Genomic DNA, 14,646 nt, shown 5'->3' on the forward strand with positions numbered 1-14,646 from the left:
CCAATAAGAAATTGGGGAATAATACTTCAACAATTTTTGATTATCTTTGAATCCAGATGTCAACTCTAAAGTCGTTTACACAATTTGATTTACACTCTCGTATTAATTTGCAGAATAGCAATATTTGGATGACAATTACTATTGTTTTCAACTTTTGTTATTTCTTTGGCAAACAGTACAGCAATATTATTACAACGCAAAGAAATATTGTCAATTGCATGTCCCGGAGGGCTTTGCACGCAATTGGGTCCTGTGTTATGTACAATATCATCGGTATATTTGGCGGTGTCATACTTTGCTTTTTTCAAAGAATCTACCAAGGCACAAGAACCCCAAGAAAGCGGCATATTCCATATATGTTTACAACCTAGAAAACCAAATGGATCCAAACAATTATAGCTCATGCTCGATAATAAACTTGCACGACCGCAATCGACTACTACATCGCTAGTTTGGTGAAATAGATATATTAAAGGCGTATCAATATTTTTGAATAACTTCATATCTAAGACACCACCAAAAAAGCAAGCAATTCCTTTTACTTTTGTATCATAACCATTTATATTTATACTGCCATCAATAGTTCCCAAATCAGGTCTTTTTAGCGAATAGCCTTTTGGTAAATAACCAACGAGGCTACTATGCGGAGTAGGAGCATCGGCAATATTCTCACAATGCTTTGGTTTTTTAGAAGCAGCATTCATTAAAAGTGTATTATAGGCAAGAAAACTTCCCGCACTTTCGCCACATAGATATATATTTTCTGTACAGGTGGAATCTAAGAGATGTCGTGATTTAAAAAAGCGAATGGCACCTTTCACATCTTGCATACCGCGATATATTGCACGCACTACTTCCATCGTATCGGCAACATATATTCGGCTGTCTAATTGCACTGGGCAAGTAGCTGCGGCTCCGCCAGAGGGAGATAAATGCATACCTAATCTGTAGTTTATTGCAGCAACCACGTAGCCTCGGGCAGCCATTTGTTTGCAGATACCTTCTATGCTTGCATCGTTTTTTGTGCCGCCTATCCACGCCCCGCCGTGTATTACAATAAGCAGGGGTCGGTGGGTATTTCCATCGCCAGTAGGTTTGTATATATCATATTGTAGGGTATCAAGCTTGCCTGCATAGTCGAGGGCCATGCCGTAGCTTAGATTTTTGTTCGTATTATAGTTATACTTTATGTCAGTGTAAGGAAGTTGTCCCAAAACTATATAGTGCTTTTGAAAAAAAAGTATTATAATAGCGAGGGCAATGTTTGATTTTTTGAAATTCATATCGCAGCAAAAATAGGAATCTTTTAGTCATTAATAGAACGTGATTGGAAAATTCGGCAGTAAAAATACTACTAAATGGGGATTGTAAAGAAATAAATATCAGCGAAATTTGTGCAAAAAAATATTGTATATATGTTAAATTTTAAAACAATTTTTGCGGTTATAGTTATTGTTGCTTCGCATGTTGTAAAAGCACAATCAGTAACGTATTCGGTAAAGGAAGATGATTCCAAATCGCCTAATTTGATGATAAACGCGAGCTTAGTAGATTTCAATATGGGAATGCCCACATTGTCTTTGGGTTGTGGTGCAGATGCAGATTTGTATATGGGACGTTTTTCGTTTGAAGGAAATTTCCATGTTACCTATTGGGATGGCAAAAAATCAATTATGAAAGGCACAAATGAGAGTCTCAATAAACTAAAAAACTATTCAAGTTTTCGATTGGGGGGTAGGTTTCATTTAATGGATAAAGCGGGTACGCATAAAATGAAAGCAAATGTAAGTACTGAATATATAACGGGCGGCACAATTACGCACTATATCCCAATGAAAGTGCCATGTCGTTCTATTATTGCACTTCATTTTGGATTAGAACATTATAATACCGTTGTGAAATCAAAGAGAGATGCTATCATAACCGCAAAAGATGGCACTAAATTAAGCGAGTGGCAATCGGGTACCAACTTAAAAGTGACGATGCTTTACGGAGGTTTCTCATTTGTAAAAATAATGAAAACAAAGATGACTTCTGGTGGTGATACTTGGAATTTTAATTGGTACCGTCATATATATATTGATGCATTGTTTGCCCCATTAATGAATGTGCAAAATATTATGACGGGCACTCAGTCTTATGTAGTGCAAGGCACGGGTACAACGGGGTTTGAAAAATCAGCGATTGGTGCTAGGTTTGGAATGAACATGGTGAGCAAAGGAAAAATGAGCGTCCGTTATGAAATAGGCATACTTCCGGGATTAGCAGGAAGAGGGTTTTTTACCCAGGCATCTTTTGGGATTCCTATAGTAAAACACATTAAGTTGAAGTAGTATTATATATTTAATTTACCTTTTCGCATAGCTATAATATACAATACTCCCACACAAAATCCGTTACCGATAATATTTACGATTATATCTTTTCACGAATCTACTACCATACCCAGCACACCACGGCTTAATAAGTAATTTTGGAACAACTCGTTAAGTATTCCTATTATAGTAAACAATATAAATACAAGCAATTTGCCTCTTTCCAAAGTAATAAATACGAGGTATAATACATAAAAGATATTCCAATATTTACCCTGGTTTATAACCGATAAGTTTTGCCTATTTAATATTTCTACTATCATAATTAATGCTGCTTGATAATAAAATATAGTGAGGTAGCCCTAAAAATATATCAGGAAAGAGGAAAGGAGTATTAATATGCGGAAGAGAAGTAGAGACAATGGTTAATGGTAAATGTGCCATACGGCAAATATACGATTTGTATGTATTTTAGTTATTGTTATTCAAAAAAGATTTAAGAACAAGGATTTTGGATTTTGGATTTCCGAAGTTTTAAATTCGTGTATATATATAGTTCTCATTTAATCAAAAGAATCACAGTTAAGACAGTGATGGATTCGTGTGTCAGCAAGTTTTAGCTTATTCATTCGTTAATCCTTGTTCGTCATTCAAAAAGGATTTAAGAATAAGGAACAACGAAGTGCGATTTGTGAAGTTTAAGGCTTTTATAAATCCTAGCAATCATTTAATCACATGAAGATGTGGTGAGTTTGTCGAAGCATCTCAGTTCCGACGGTGATGCATAGATATTAAACCTTGGAATTTTGTTGATTATCCTTAATTTTGACGGCTTTAAATAAAACGATATATGAAATTAGATTGGAAAAAAATTACGCCACACCTTATTGCTTTAGGCATTTTCTTGTTAGTAACTGTAGTTTATTTTTGGCCTGAGTTTCAGGGCAAAGCTCTCAACCAGCATGATACCATGCAGTGGAGAGGGAGCTACGAGGAAACCTTAGAGACCATTCAAAAGACAGGACACCAACCTTTGTGGACCAATTCCATGTTCAGCGGTATGCCCACTTACCAAATTGGGGCACAAAGTGAACATAATTATAGTTATTATATTAATCAGATACTGCGTCTCGGAATGCCGCACCCAGCGGGCGATTTATTCCTTTTATGTTTGGGCTTTTATATACTCATGCTCACCTTTGGCATGAATAGTTGGCTGGCATTTGCAGGGGCAATAGCATACGCATTTTCCAGTTATAATTTCATCAATATACAAGCTGGGCATGGCACCAAAGTATTGGCCGTAGCGGTGGCTCCTTTTTTATTGGCGGGAATTAATTTGGGATTTCGTGGAAAATATTTGTGGGCCGCTGTGCTCACAGCTTTGGGACTTGCAGCCGAACTGTTTGCCAATCACGTACAAATAACTTATTATACAGGAATACTCATTTTATTTTGGGGTATTGCCGAATTTATTGTAGCGTATAGAGAAAAAAGACTACCGACTTTATTTAAAGGTATGTTATGGTGCGGAATCGGTGCTGCGGTTGCCATAGGAATGAACATAACTAATTTGATGGTGACTAATGAATATGGAAAAGAAACAATACGTGGTAAATCGGAACTTACAAAAAATGTGGGAGGTGTAGCTACAGATGGCTTGGATATAGATTATGCTACCCAGTGGAGCAACGGAAAGCTAGAACCCATGACGGCTTTGATATCGGATGTGTATGGAGGAGGCAGCAGCAGGGTATTAAGCAAAAGTGCCGAGATATATAAACTAACGGGCGATAAAAGCCAAAAAATGCCTGCCTATTTTGGCCCGCAACCTATGACAAGCGGCCCTATTTATTTTGGTGCAGCTATTGTATTCCTTTTTACCTTGGGCATGTTTGTGGTGAAGACGCCAGTTAAATGGGCACTATTTGCGGTTTCTATATTTGCTTTTTTACTTTCTATGGGCAAAAACTTTATGGGTCTCACGGAGCTTATGTTTGATTATTTCCCCCTATATAATAAGTTTAGGGCTGTAACCATGACAATGGTTATAGCACAGATGGCCTTTCCGATACTTGCTATGTTAGCAGTGAAAGAAGTATTAGAAGGTAAAATAGACAAGGCAAGATTAAGAAAAGCACTAATATATAGTGTTTCAATTATAGGCGGAATTTGTGCCATCTTTATCCTCATGCCTGGCATATTTTTAGACTTTACCGCAGAAGGCGATAAACAAAATTTCGGCGGAGATCCACGCTTTTTAACTGCCATTGCAAACGATCGTGAATCGTTGGTACGAGTAGATGCTTTTAGGTCATTGGTGTTTATAAGTTTGGCTTTTGGTGTATTATGGCTGTTTATGAAAGGCAGCTTGAAAAAGCAAATAGTTCCCTATATATTAGCTGGGGTGTTTTTTATAGATTTATTTATGGTGGATTGGCGTTACATGAATCATAAAGAATTTGTTCCCAAGAAAAAAGAAAGTGCCGATGATTTTGTAAAATCACAAGCCGATGAAGTATTAATCGCAGAAAGATTGAAGGGGAAACATTTTAGGGTTCTCGATTTTAGAGAGTCGCCCTTTAACGATGCCAAGTCATCTTTCTACCATCATAATATTGGAGGTTACCATGGTGCGAAACTCCGTCGCTACCAAGAGCTGAAGGATTATTCGATGAATGCACAATGGGATGTTTTTAATAACTTTCCGAACCCAGATGATGCTTTTGAAGTGAATACCACCTTGAACATGCTTAATTGCAAATACTTAATTACTAAAAGCCCAGAGCCAGTAAATAATAAATACGCATTGGGAAATGCTTGGTTTGTAAATAAAGTTGAATGGGCCAAAAACCCAGATGATGAAATCAATAAAATCGGTCGTGTTTTTGAAGTAACACCCATTATTAAAGACTCTGCTATTAGGGTAAATGGAAAACCGCTTCAAGGCACGACAATATATAGTAGTGATGATATCACATTTGGCTCCGCTCATTTCTCGGCATTTGCAATACCTAAAGGAAAAACAGAATTTGATTTGCAATTGGTGTCTAGATCTGGTATGAACCAAGAAGGACAACCAACTCCTCCGCAGACGGTAATTAGCTATGATGATTCAGCAGCAAAGTCTGTAGCTCATTTAAAACTTATACATAATTTCGACCCAAAAAACATGGCAGTGGTTGATGAACGTTTTAAAGATGTAGTTGGTGCGATAATACCAGCCACAGATTCAGCAAACAGCATCAAATTATTATCATACGCACCCGATAAATTAATATATGAAAGCAATAATTCTACAGAGCAATTGGCGATATTCTCCGAAGTATATTATAGTGAAGGATGGAAAGCTACAATCGATGGAAAAGATGCTCCTATTTTTAGGGCAAACTATATACTACGCGGATTAAAAATTCCTGGCGGAGGCAAACATAAAATCGAATTTGTTTTCGATCCCCAAACATGGAAAACAGGCGAACAAATAGCAATGGTTTCTTCATTCTCATTGCTAGCAGGGTTGCTTGCTGCGGTGGGATTGATGTTTAGGAAGAGGAAAAAGAATATATAAGTACGATTTTTGATTTACGATTGAAGAAGGTTATCACCATTTCTCAACCCGCAAACTCATATTGTTTTCAGTAGTGTGAATACTGATATTATATATTCCTTTTGCTAAATAGTTTAGGTCGAGTGTCTGTTTTGTTGAGGTATACAATACTTGAGAATGCACTATTCGTCGCGTAAGTTCATATACAAAATTTGTGCATTAGGGAGCCCGTCACCTTCTATATTATATATTCCATTTGAAGGATTGGGATATAGATTTATCGATATTTGTTTGTGCAATTTTATAGATATATCATTGATAGGGGTATATTCGACATTGCCATTCTCTTCTATTTGTTTGAGGCGGTAGAAGACTCTGCTAGTGTAGTTTATTAGCTCCACTTGGAAGGAGTCATTTTGGGTTTTCTTCGAATATATAATACCAATTCTTAAACTATAATAGTTCTTCGCCTGTGGCAGCTTTAGTTTTTAGAATGGTAATGCCGAACTACATCCCGAAAGCATTCGGGATTAGTCCATTTCTTTTGGACTATTAAATATTGAGTGTCGGTATAATATAGCAACTGAACATAAAAAAATCCCGCTTTTTATCACGGGATTTATGGAGAATATCGGATCCCGCTAACTAGCGGGAGATGACCGTTTCCCCGCAAGCTTGCGGGGCATGCAACATTCTAGTCCTTTATATTTTTTGTTTTTATCAGCCAGGCAATATGGTTCCGGCTCTTTTTCTTTTTTATTTCTCTTTCACGTTTTGAAGCGGCTTCTCTGCTCTCAAATAGTTCCTCGTATACCAAAACCCTGTCCTGTGCTTTGGCGGTAAATGTGGATACTCCGGAATTGTGCTGAATGAGCCTCTGCTCTATATTTTCGGTATAGCCAATATAATACCTATCAAGTTTCTTAGAATATATAATATAGCAACTGAACATAAAAAAATCCCGCTTTTTATCACGGGATTTGTGGAGAATATCGGAGTCGAACCGATGACCTTTTGCATGCCATGCAAACGCTCTAGCCAACTGAGCTAATCCCCCAAAAGGAGTGCAAATGTATAACCGTACTGTAAACTGTGCAACTATTTTTTTGTGGCCAAGGCAAATACTGCGTCTGCTGCTTTCTTTGAAGCCCCTCCATTGCCGAGCATTCCTTTCAAATCTAGGTAATCTTCCAACATTTCTTCTCGCGTTTCTGATAATATATCTTGAAGTTCGTCGGATAAGGTCTCGACAGTAAAACCATCTTGAATAAGTTCGCTCACACAGGGCTTGTCCAAAATTAAATTGACCAAAGATATATATTTTACTTTCACCAAGCGGCGACCAATTTGATAACTGAACCAACTTCCTTTATAACAAACCACTTGGGGCACATTAAAAAGTGCGGTCTCCAATGTTGCAGTACCCGAGGTAACACAGGCTGCGTACGAATGCTTGAGCAATTGGTAAGTTTGCCCACTCACTATTTTTATATTGGGATAGTTATATATTATCTCTTGATAAAAATCTAACGTCTGTCCCGGGGCTGCGGCAATAACAAACTGATAACCCTCAAAGTTTTTGGTTGTTTCACACATCACAGGTAACATTTTCAATATTTCCTGTTTGCGACTACCTGGCAGTAAAGCTATAATAGGTGTTTGCGGGTCGAGTTTGTTTTGTATGTAGAAATTGGTATTTATTTCAAATGTTGAAACTGCATCTAATAATGGGTGTCCCGTAAAGATGGCGGGGCATTGGTGCTTGGCAAAAAAGTCAACTTCAAAAGGTAATATAACCAATAATGTGTCTATATACTTTTTAATAATCTCAACTCTGCCTTCTTTCCAGGCCCATACTTGTGGAGCTATATAATATAATGTTTTAAAACCTTTTTGTTTTGCAAATTTGGACAAACGCAAATTGAATCCTGGATAATCAATAAACACCACTACATCGGGATTGAACTGTATGATATCTTTTTTGCAAAAACGAATATTGTTTAATATAGTTCCAATATTTGCAATCACCTCCTTAAAACCCATAAAAGCTAATTCCTTATAATGCTTTACCACTTTAGCTCCGGCGGCCTCCATCATATCGCCGCCCCAGCAACGGATATTGGCAGCAGGGTCTAGCTTCATCAATTCTTTAATGAGGTTGGCTCCGTGAAGGTCGCCCGATGCTTCTCCTGATATGATATAGTATTTCAAGTAAACAGTATAAAGTATAAAGATAAGATACTATAATATGGTATGTAGATATTCTGCATTTATTGATTAAATTTAAATCTAACTATATATACAATCGCCCAAAAAATAGTAACTATTACTATACCCCTAACTGATTTATATAAGTGTCGATTTATATAATAATAAAACACCACCAAATTGGTACCAATGCATATAATACCACTGAACTCCTCACTAAGTTTTAATCCATAATCAGCAAGTAAACTAAGCACCGCAAAGCATACAACTGGAAACACAATACCATACATAATACCTACTAAGTCGTTATCTTTATTGATGAGTAAATTCATTGTACTATTATAAGTTCATGTTTTTTAATACCTCCAAAGCATCGTAATCTGTCATGTCAAATTTAATGGGTACCACAGAAACATAGCCATCGTTCAATGCTGCCTGGTCGGTATCATGGCTTTCTTCAAGTAAAATAAATTTGCCGGTAAGCCAATAATATTTTCTTCCGCTCGGGTCTATTCGTTCATCAAAGTCTTCAGCCCATTTTGCCCGTGCTTGCCGACATATTTTTATCCCTTTTATTTCTTCCTTATTTAATTTGGGAATGTTCACATTTAATGTAACGTATTTAGGTAGTTTATATTGTATCACCTTTTCAACTATGCGGGTAATATAATGCTTGGCCGGTTCAAAATCTGCATCATAACTATAATCTAATAATGAAAAACCAATAGAAGGGATTCCTTCAATCGCAGCTTCTACCGCTGCCGACATGGTTCCCGAATATATAACATTTATACTGCTATTGCTTCCATGATTGATACCCGACAAAACCAAATCGGGGAGGCGTGGCAATATTTTATCGTGTGCCAGTTTTACACAATCTACCGGTGTGCCACTACATTGATAGCCTTCAATATCTCCGAATATGTGGCTACGGTCTACCCTCAACGGCTTGTTGATGGTGATTGCATGCCCCATGGCCGATTGCGGACTGTCGGGAGCTAAAACGACAATGTTTCCCAAATGTTTTACACTCTCTACCAATGCCATTATTCCGGGAGCCGCGATACCATCGTCGTTGGTAATGAGTATTAGGGGTTTATCTTTTTGCATGAAGGTGCAAAATTAAGCACTTACCGAACATATATAATCTTCAAAATATGGGCGGGAAAATCTCTCTTCAAAACAAAATAGTTTTTATTCTGGTTATTATGTTTTGAAATAAAACTAACTTTGCCCCAACCAATACCATTATTTATAAAATATGAGTTTAATTAATCCAGAAATTTTTGATCAAGAAAAAATGGCCCAATTGAAAAGTGATTTCAATTCCGCCAAACCATACCGACATTTGGTTATTGATGGTTTTTTGAATAAGGAAAATGCAGATTATATGTATTCAAACTTCCCTGCTTATGATTTATTTAACAAGAAGTATAAAGGCTTAAATGAATTCAAGGCGGAGGGTTCAAACTTTCAGGATTTTGATTTGGTCTTTGCACAAATGCGTGATGAAATAGCCAGCGAATATTTTTGTAAGTGGTTGAGCACTGTTACTGGTATTGAAAATTTATATTCGGTGCCTGATGCTTTGGGTGCAGGTCTCCACCAAGGCGGCAATGGTAGTTTTCTAGATATACATATTGATTTCAATATACATGTGGAGCAGAACATCCATCGCCGTATTAACCTTTTAGTGTTCTTTAATAAAGATTGGAAAGATGAATATGGTGGTGGTACCGAAATGTGGAATGCCGACATGACCAAACTTGAAAAAGTGGTTCTTCCCAATTTTAACCGCTGTGTAATATTTGAAACAAACGAAATTAGCTACCATGGTTACGATAAAATTAAAATACCTGAGAACATAAGCCGCAAATCGTTCTATTCATATTTCTACACTACCCTAAGGGCCGATGCAAGCAAATACCACGATACCGTTTTTAAACCTCGCCCTACCGATAGTGGTATGAAGAAGGCATTAACACCTGTGAAAGAAGCAGCAAAGAACACCGTTAAATCGGTACTAAAAAAACTAGGGATAACCTTTAAATAACTCTCTTGTTTTCTAATATTAATTTGTACTTTTGTAATACTCTTAGTTCAATATCCTAAAGAATGGAAAAATTATCACAAAACTGGTTTATTGAAGGCAATATCGACGCTGAGTTGAAAAAGTATTTATTGCTCGCATACCTCCAGCAAGTAAAGGAGAACTTTGAACATTTTAAACTTTATCCCAACCTGGCGGAACTCATTTCTCATTACCGCAATTTGGTAAGTTTTAGGGAGTCAAAGAATTTGGTACAACAAAACTTCCCTGAAATACTGACCGACTTAGACGCACAACAATTTAAACTTATATATGAAAAAGCTGTTTCTGACGATGAGCTAATGAAAGAAATTATGAACATTGTGAACCAAAGTATTGGGCTAATGAAATATGTCCTAGACCAAGGCAAAGACATTTATGAAACAATTGAAAGTAGAATTAAAATAGAACCAGTTGGCATAGTGCCCATTTATAAGTATGATGGTTATTTGTTTCTAAAAACATATAGCGACAAGACCACCAAGGTATATCAATATCATATTGCTGCATTTGCTCAAAACGCCCAAGAATACAGAAGCATCAAAACCCAATGGGTGGGCGATTATGATCACAACCTCAGCACGCATTTTGAATTTATAAAGCAAGATTTGGTAAAAAAAAATAAGTTTTTGCCCAACCCTGCTGCATTTGCGGCACATGCCGATATGGAAATACCGATTTTGGAATCACTTTTGCCAATCGTTAAAAGAAAAATTATCCAATATATTTAAAACCCTAAAATTAATAATAACATGCAAAGGTATTTCTCAATCATTATCGTAGCTATCTCCATCAGTGGTTTAGCGTTTGTCCCAAAAAAAAGTGTAGATACACTTGTCAGTGTCAAAACCTGTGAAGTCAATTTAACAGGCACTTCTCCAGCTACTGATGTTGCAGCCGTGACCAAAACAATGATAGGTGTAATAAATCTTGCCAGTAGCAAATTTGTTTTTAAAATTAAAATGAACACTTTTGAATTTGAGAACAAATCGATGCAAGATCACTACAATGAAAAATACTTGGAAACAGAAAAATACAAATATGGAACTTTTTCTGGCACCATGGATAAAACAATTGACGTGAGCAAAAATAATACTACCAATACCAATATTAAGGGGACATTGGAAATTCACGGAGTACAAAAAGTGCGGACAATACCTGTTTCTATAAAAGTAGAAAACAAAAAAATTACCATTACAACCACCTTTAATGTGAACTTAAAAGAACATAATATTGAAGTGCCTTCATTGGTATTTGCCAAAATAGGAGAAGATATTAAAGTAGACATGGTGACAAACTTGGAATAAAAACATACAGCTTTCAAAAAGTCTTGATTATTTTGATAGTCAAGGCTTTTTTATTTTGTACCTTTGCCCCCCGCTGAAAAAATGGCAGGAAGTTTCAACTGGCATAATTAGTGAAATGCCGAACAATATCTTTTAATCAAATTTTATAACAATAATACATCAAACAAAAATGGTAAATTTTAAACCCCTAGCAGACCGTGTTCTAGTAGAACCCGCTGCAGCCGAAACTAAAACAGCAGGTGGAATCATTATTCCCGACACTGCTAAAGAAAAGCCACAACGTGGAATTATAATTGCTGCTGGCCCTGGCAAAAAAGACGAGCCAACATCAGTAAAAGCTGGTGACAGTATTTTGTATGGTAAATATGCCGGCACAGAAATTACTATCGACGGAAAAGATTATCTCATCATGCGTGAGAGCGACATCTTCGCTATTGTATAATAGCTTTTGTAAAATAAAAATTATTAATTTTAAACTAAAAAACAACAATAATGGCAAAACAAATATTATTTAATCTAGAAGCCCGCGATGGTTTGAAACGCGGCGTTGATACACTGGCTAATGCTGTGAAAGTAACCCTCGGACCTAAGGGTCGCAACGTGGTTATCGACAAAAAATTTGGCTCCCCTGTTATTACCAAAGATGGTGTTACCGTGGCCAAAGAAATAGAACTAAAAGACCCAATTGAAAATATGGGTGCACAAATGCTAAAAGAAGTAGCAAGCAAAACTGCTGATATTGCAGGCGACGGAACTACCACCGCTACCGTATTGGCTCAAGCAATTGTAACTGCTGGCCTTAAAAATGTTGCCGCTGGTGCAAACCCAATGGACTTGAAACGTGGAATAGACAAAGCTGTAACAGAGGTTATTAAATCTCTTAAATCGCAATCGAATCCTGTAGGTGACGATTTCTCTAAAATCGAACAAGTTGCTAGTATCTCTGCCAACAACGATGCTGTAATCGGACAATTAATTGCCGATGCCATGAAGAAGGTAGGTAAAGAAGGTGTTATCACAGTAGAAGAAGCTAAAGGTACCGACACCGAAGTGAAAACCGTAGAAGGTATGCAATTCGACCGTGGTTATCTTTCAGCTTACTTTGTTACCAATGCCGAGAAAATGGAAGCTGATTTAGAAAGTCCTTACATTCTTATCTATGATAAGAAAATAAGCAATATGAAAGAGCTACTTCCCATCCTTGAGCAAGTAGTGCAAACAGGCAAACCCCTGGTTATTATAGCAGAGGATATAGATGGCGAAGCATTGGCTACTCTGGTGGTAAACAAACTTCGTGGCTCACTAAAAATCGCAGCTGTTAAAGCTCCTGGTTTTGGCGATCGCCGCAAGGCTATGTTGGAAGACATTGCTATATTGACAGGCGGTACCGTAATAAGTGAAGAGCGTGGCTACAAATTAGAAAATGCTACTCTGGAATACCTTGGAAAAGCCGAAAAAATAAATATCGATAAGGACAATACTACTGTAATTAACGGTGCTGGAAGCCCTGAAGATATTAAAGCTCGTGTCAACCAGATCAAAGCTCAAATTGAAACCACGACTTCTGATTATGATAAAGAAAAATTGCAAGAGCGTTTGGCAAAATTGAGCGGTGGTGTAGCAGTATTATATATCGGTGCGGTTACCGAAGTGGAAATGAAAGAAAAGAAAGACCGTGTTGATGATGCTTTGCATGCAACCCGTGCTGCCGTAGAAGAAGGTATAGTTGCTGGTGGTGGCGTAGCTTATATACGTGCTGTTGCAACTCTTGAAAACCTTAAAGGTGTGAACGAAGACGAAACCACTGGTATTCAAATCGTGAAACGTGCGATTGAAGAACCTTTGCGTCAGATTGTAGCAAATGCAGGTGGCGAAGGCAGCATTGTAGTGCAAAAAGTAAAAGAAGGTAAAGACGACTTCGGTTACAATGCAAGAACCGATGTATACGAAAACTTGATTAAGGCTGGTGTAATAGACCCAACCAAAGTTACTCGAGTAGCTTTAGAAAATGCTGCTTCTGTAGCTGGGATGTTATTAACTACCGACTGTATCCTTGCCGACGAGAAGGAAGAGAAATCTCATTCTCATGGTGGTGGAATGCCAGGCGGAATGGACGGAATGGGTGGTTACTAATCACTAGTTTCAAAAACTTATGGAAACCCTCATCTAGCAATAGGTGGGGGTTTTTTCTTTAAGGGAATTATCGCACGTCTATTTTTATATTTTCAAGCTATATTTGCACCCTTTAATATAATACTATAATGTTTTACGATAATTTCTTTAAAAGATATATTTTCAGAAAGAACTTTTTCAAAAGGGATAAAATGAGGTTGGCAGGTGAAAAACGAAAAATGCTTAAAAACGAGTTTGAAGACATGGCTATGTTATTCAACACATTAAACAAGCAGCCAGAACATATATTTGATTGCGGAGCTAATGTTGGCTTTGTTACCCATGTGTTTTTAAAGAAATTCCCAACTGCTAAAATTCACTCCTTCGAACCCAATCCTTTGGTTTTTGAGCAACTAAAAAACGCCCACGGGCAAAACCCCAATGTAGTATTGCACAATAAAGGAATAGGCAGAACCAAAGGCTCCCTTACTTTCAACATCAATAAAAACAGTGGTACTTCATCATTTTTGGCAGCCAATGCATATCATACCTTGAACTATGCTAATAAAAATATACAAGAAAAAGTTGTTGAAGTTGTTGGAATAGGCGAGTATATGAAAGAAAACAATATTTCTTGCATCGACCTTTTGAAACTGGATATTGAGGGTTTTGAATTGGAGGCTCTTAAAGGTATAGATGATTTGGAAAACAGGGTAAAAATGATATATACAGAGGTAAACCTAATACCAACCTATGATAAGCAACCCTTAATTAACGATATAATTAATTACGCTCAGGAGCACAAGTTCCATTTATTTAATATTTATGGAATTAACGAAAATAAATACATGCAAGCCTCCATCACCAATTTGGTGTTTTTAAGCGATAGTTTTAAAAATGAGCTTAAGGAAAAAGTAGGCGAAAAATATTTCGGGTACTAAATAGGGTCTGCTCAAAAACTCAGCCACTAGGAACAATTGTCTATTTTGAATTAAAAGCATAGTATAATGAATAATTATTCTTCTTTTTCACATGAAATATAGGCGTTGATTCTCCTTTTAATTTAGA

At 36.9% G+C, this 14,646-nt stretch carries 14 protein-coding genes and 1 tRNA gene; 8 read left to right on the top strand and 7 right to left on the bottom strand.

The genetic code is table 11. The annotated features are described in order from the left end of the window. Positions 1 to 89: 89 nt before the first annotated feature. Positions 90 to 1,283, bottom strand: coding sequence for an alpha/beta hydrolase (locus SGJ10_02840; GenBank protein ID MDZ4757062.1), 1,194 nt, complete (start codon positions 1,281 to 1,283; stop codon positions 90 to 92). Positions 1,284 to 1,415: 132 nt separating this feature from the next. Here SGJ10_02840 and SGJ10_02845 point away from each other — a divergent pair, with 132 nt between their 5' ends. Both SGJ10_02845 and SGJ10_02850 read left to right on the top strand, forming a co-directional pair. Next, positions 1,416 to 2,333 (top strand): hypothetical protein, encoded by a 918-nt coding sequence (locus tag SGJ10_02845; protein MDZ4757063.1) that lies wholly within the window; start codon positions 1,416 to 1,418, stop codon positions 2,331 to 2,333. A gap of 832 nt (positions 2,334 to 3,165) precedes the next feature. Further along, entirely contained in the window at positions 3,166 to 5,883 is a 2,718-nt protein-coding gene (locus tag SGJ10_02850; protein ID MDZ4757064.1) for a YfhO family protein, read from the top strand. A 161-nt stretch (positions 5,884 to 6,044) separates the two neighbouring features. On the opposite strand, the gene SGJ10_02855 is transcribed toward SGJ10_02850, so the two are convergent. From SGJ10_02855 to surE, 6 genes are all read right to left on the bottom strand, one after another. Continuing rightward, positions 6,045 to 6,263, bottom strand: a complete 219-nt coding sequence (locus SGJ10_02855) for a hypothetical protein (GenBank protein MDZ4757065.1) — start codon at positions 6,261 to 6,263, stop codon at positions 6,045 to 6,047. Between the two features lie 293 nt (positions 6,264 to 6,556). Then, positions 6,557 to 6,814, bottom strand: a complete 258-nt coding sequence (locus tag SGJ10_02860; GenBank protein ID MDZ4757066.1) for a GIY-YIG nuclease family protein — start codon at positions 6,812 to 6,814, stop codon at positions 6,557 to 6,559. Positions 6,815 to 6,845: 31 nt separating this feature from the next. Next, a tRNA-Ala gene (locus tag SGJ10_02865) sits at positions 6,846 to 6,919 on the bottom strand. A gap of 41 nt (positions 6,920 to 6,960) precedes the next feature. Next, positions 6,961 to 8,073: a lipid-A-disaccharide synthase gene (lpxB, locus tag SGJ10_02870; protein ID MDZ4757067.1), complete on the bottom strand. Its 1,113-nt coding sequence runs from the start codon at positions 8,071 to 8,073 to the stop codon at positions 6,961 to 6,963. 59 nt (positions 8,074 to 8,132) lie between these two features. Beyond that, complete coding sequence (locus SGJ10_02875; protein ID MDZ4757068.1) at positions 8,133 to 8,402, bottom strand: hypothetical protein; 270 nt, start codon at positions 8,400 to 8,402, stop codon at positions 8,133 to 8,135. A 7-nt stretch (positions 8,403 to 8,409) separates the two neighbouring features. Beyond that, entirely contained in the window at positions 8,410 to 9,180 is a 771-nt protein-coding gene (gene surE / locus SGJ10_02880; protein ID MDZ4757069.1) for a 5'/3'-nucleotidase SurE, read from the bottom strand. A gap of 151 nt (positions 9,181 to 9,331) precedes the next feature. Between surE and SGJ10_02885 the strand changes: the two genes are divergently transcribed. From SGJ10_02885 to SGJ10_02910, 6 genes are all read left to right on the top strand, one after another. Next, on the top strand, positions 9,332 to 10,123 hold the full coding sequence (locus SGJ10_02885; protein ID MDZ4757070.1) for a 2OG-Fe(II) oxygenase: 792 nt from the start codon (positions 9,332 to 9,334) through the stop codon (positions 10,121 to 10,123). Positions 10,124 to 10,185: 62 nt separating this feature from the next. After that, positions 10,186 to 10,890 carry a hypothetical protein gene (locus tag SGJ10_02890; GenBank protein ID MDZ4757071.1) on the top strand — a complete coding sequence of 235 codons (705 nt, stop codon included), beginning with the start codon at positions 10,186 to 10,188 and terminating at the stop codon, positions 10,888 to 10,890. Positions 10,891 to 10,911: 21 nt separating this feature from the next. Beyond that, on the top strand, positions 10,912 to 11,466 hold the full coding sequence (locus SGJ10_02895; GenBank protein ID MDZ4757072.1) for a YceI family protein: 555 nt from the start codon (positions 10,912 to 10,914) through the stop codon (positions 11,464 to 11,466). Between the two features lie 169 nt (positions 11,467 to 11,635). Then, entirely contained in the window at positions 11,636 to 11,908 is a 273-nt protein-coding gene (locus SGJ10_02900; protein MDZ4757073.1) for a co-chaperone GroES, read from the top strand. Positions 11,909 to 11,958: 50 nt separating this feature from the next. Next, a complete protein-coding gene (gene groL, locus SGJ10_02905; protein ID MDZ4757074.1) occupies positions 11,959 to 13,599 on the top strand; it encodes a chaperonin GroEL in 1,641 nt (546 codons plus the stop codon). Positions 13,600 to 13,790: 191 nt separating this feature from the next. After that, positions 13,791 to 14,519 (top strand): FkbM family methyltransferase, encoded by a 729-nt coding sequence (locus SGJ10_02910; protein MDZ4757075.1) that lies wholly within the window; start codon positions 13,791 to 13,793, stop codon positions 14,517 to 14,519. Positions 14,520 to 14,646 lie beyond the last annotated feature (127 nt).

Source organism: Bacteroidota bacterium (genome assembly GCA_034439655.1).
Lineage (GTDB): Bacteria > Bacteroidota > Bacteroidia > UKL13-3 > UKL13-3 > CANJUD01.

What these genes read in the sequence shown, in the direction of transcription:
- SGJ10_02910 (MDZ4757075.1), top strand. Translation starts at nt 13,791, where the DNA reads ATGAGGTTGGCAGGTGAAAAACGAAAAATGCTTAAAAACGAGTTTGAA.
- surE (MDZ4757069.1), bottom strand. Translation starts at nt 9,180, where the DNA reads ATGCAAAAAGATAAACCCCTAATACTCATTACCAACGACGATGGTATC.
- SGJ10_02885 (MDZ4757070.1), top strand. Translation starts at nt 9,332, where the DNA reads ATGAGTTTAATTAATCCAGAAATTTTTGATCAAGAAAAAATGGCCCAA.
- groL (MDZ4757074.1), top strand. Translation starts at nt 11,959, where the DNA reads ATGGCAAAACAAATATTATTTAATCTAGAAGCCCGCGATGGTTTGAAA.
- SGJ10_02890 (MDZ4757071.1), top strand. Translation starts at nt 10,186, where the DNA reads ATGGAAAAATTATCACAAAACTGGTTTATTGAAGGCAATATCGACGCT.
- SGJ10_02900 (MDZ4757073.1), top strand. Translation starts at nt 11,636, where the DNA reads ATGGTAAATTTTAAACCCCTAGCAGACCGTGTTCTAGTAGAACCCGCT.
- SGJ10_02840 (MDZ4757062.1), bottom strand. Translation starts at nt 1,283, where the DNA reads ATGAATTTCAAAAAATCAAACATTGCCCTCGCTATTATAATACTTTTT.
- SGJ10_02850 (MDZ4757064.1), top strand. Translation starts at nt 3,166, where the DNA reads ATGAAATTAGATTGGAAAAAAATTACGCCACACCTTATTGCTTTAGGC.
- SGJ10_02845 (MDZ4757063.1), top strand. Translation starts at nt 1,416, where the DNA reads ATGTTAAATTTTAAAACAATTTTTGCGGTTATAGTTATTGTTGCTTCG.
- SGJ10_02895 (MDZ4757072.1), top strand. Translation starts at nt 10,912, where the DNA reads ATGCAAAGGTATTTCTCAATCATTATCGTAGCTATCTCCATCAGTGGT.
- SGJ10_02860 (MDZ4757066.1), bottom strand. Translation starts at nt 6,814, where the DNA reads ATGTTCAGTTGCTATATTATATATTCTAAGAAACTTGATAGGTATTAT.
- SGJ10_02875 (MDZ4757068.1), bottom strand. Translation starts at nt 8,402, where the DNA reads ATGAATTTACTCATCAATAAAGATAACGACTTAGTAGGTATTATGTAT.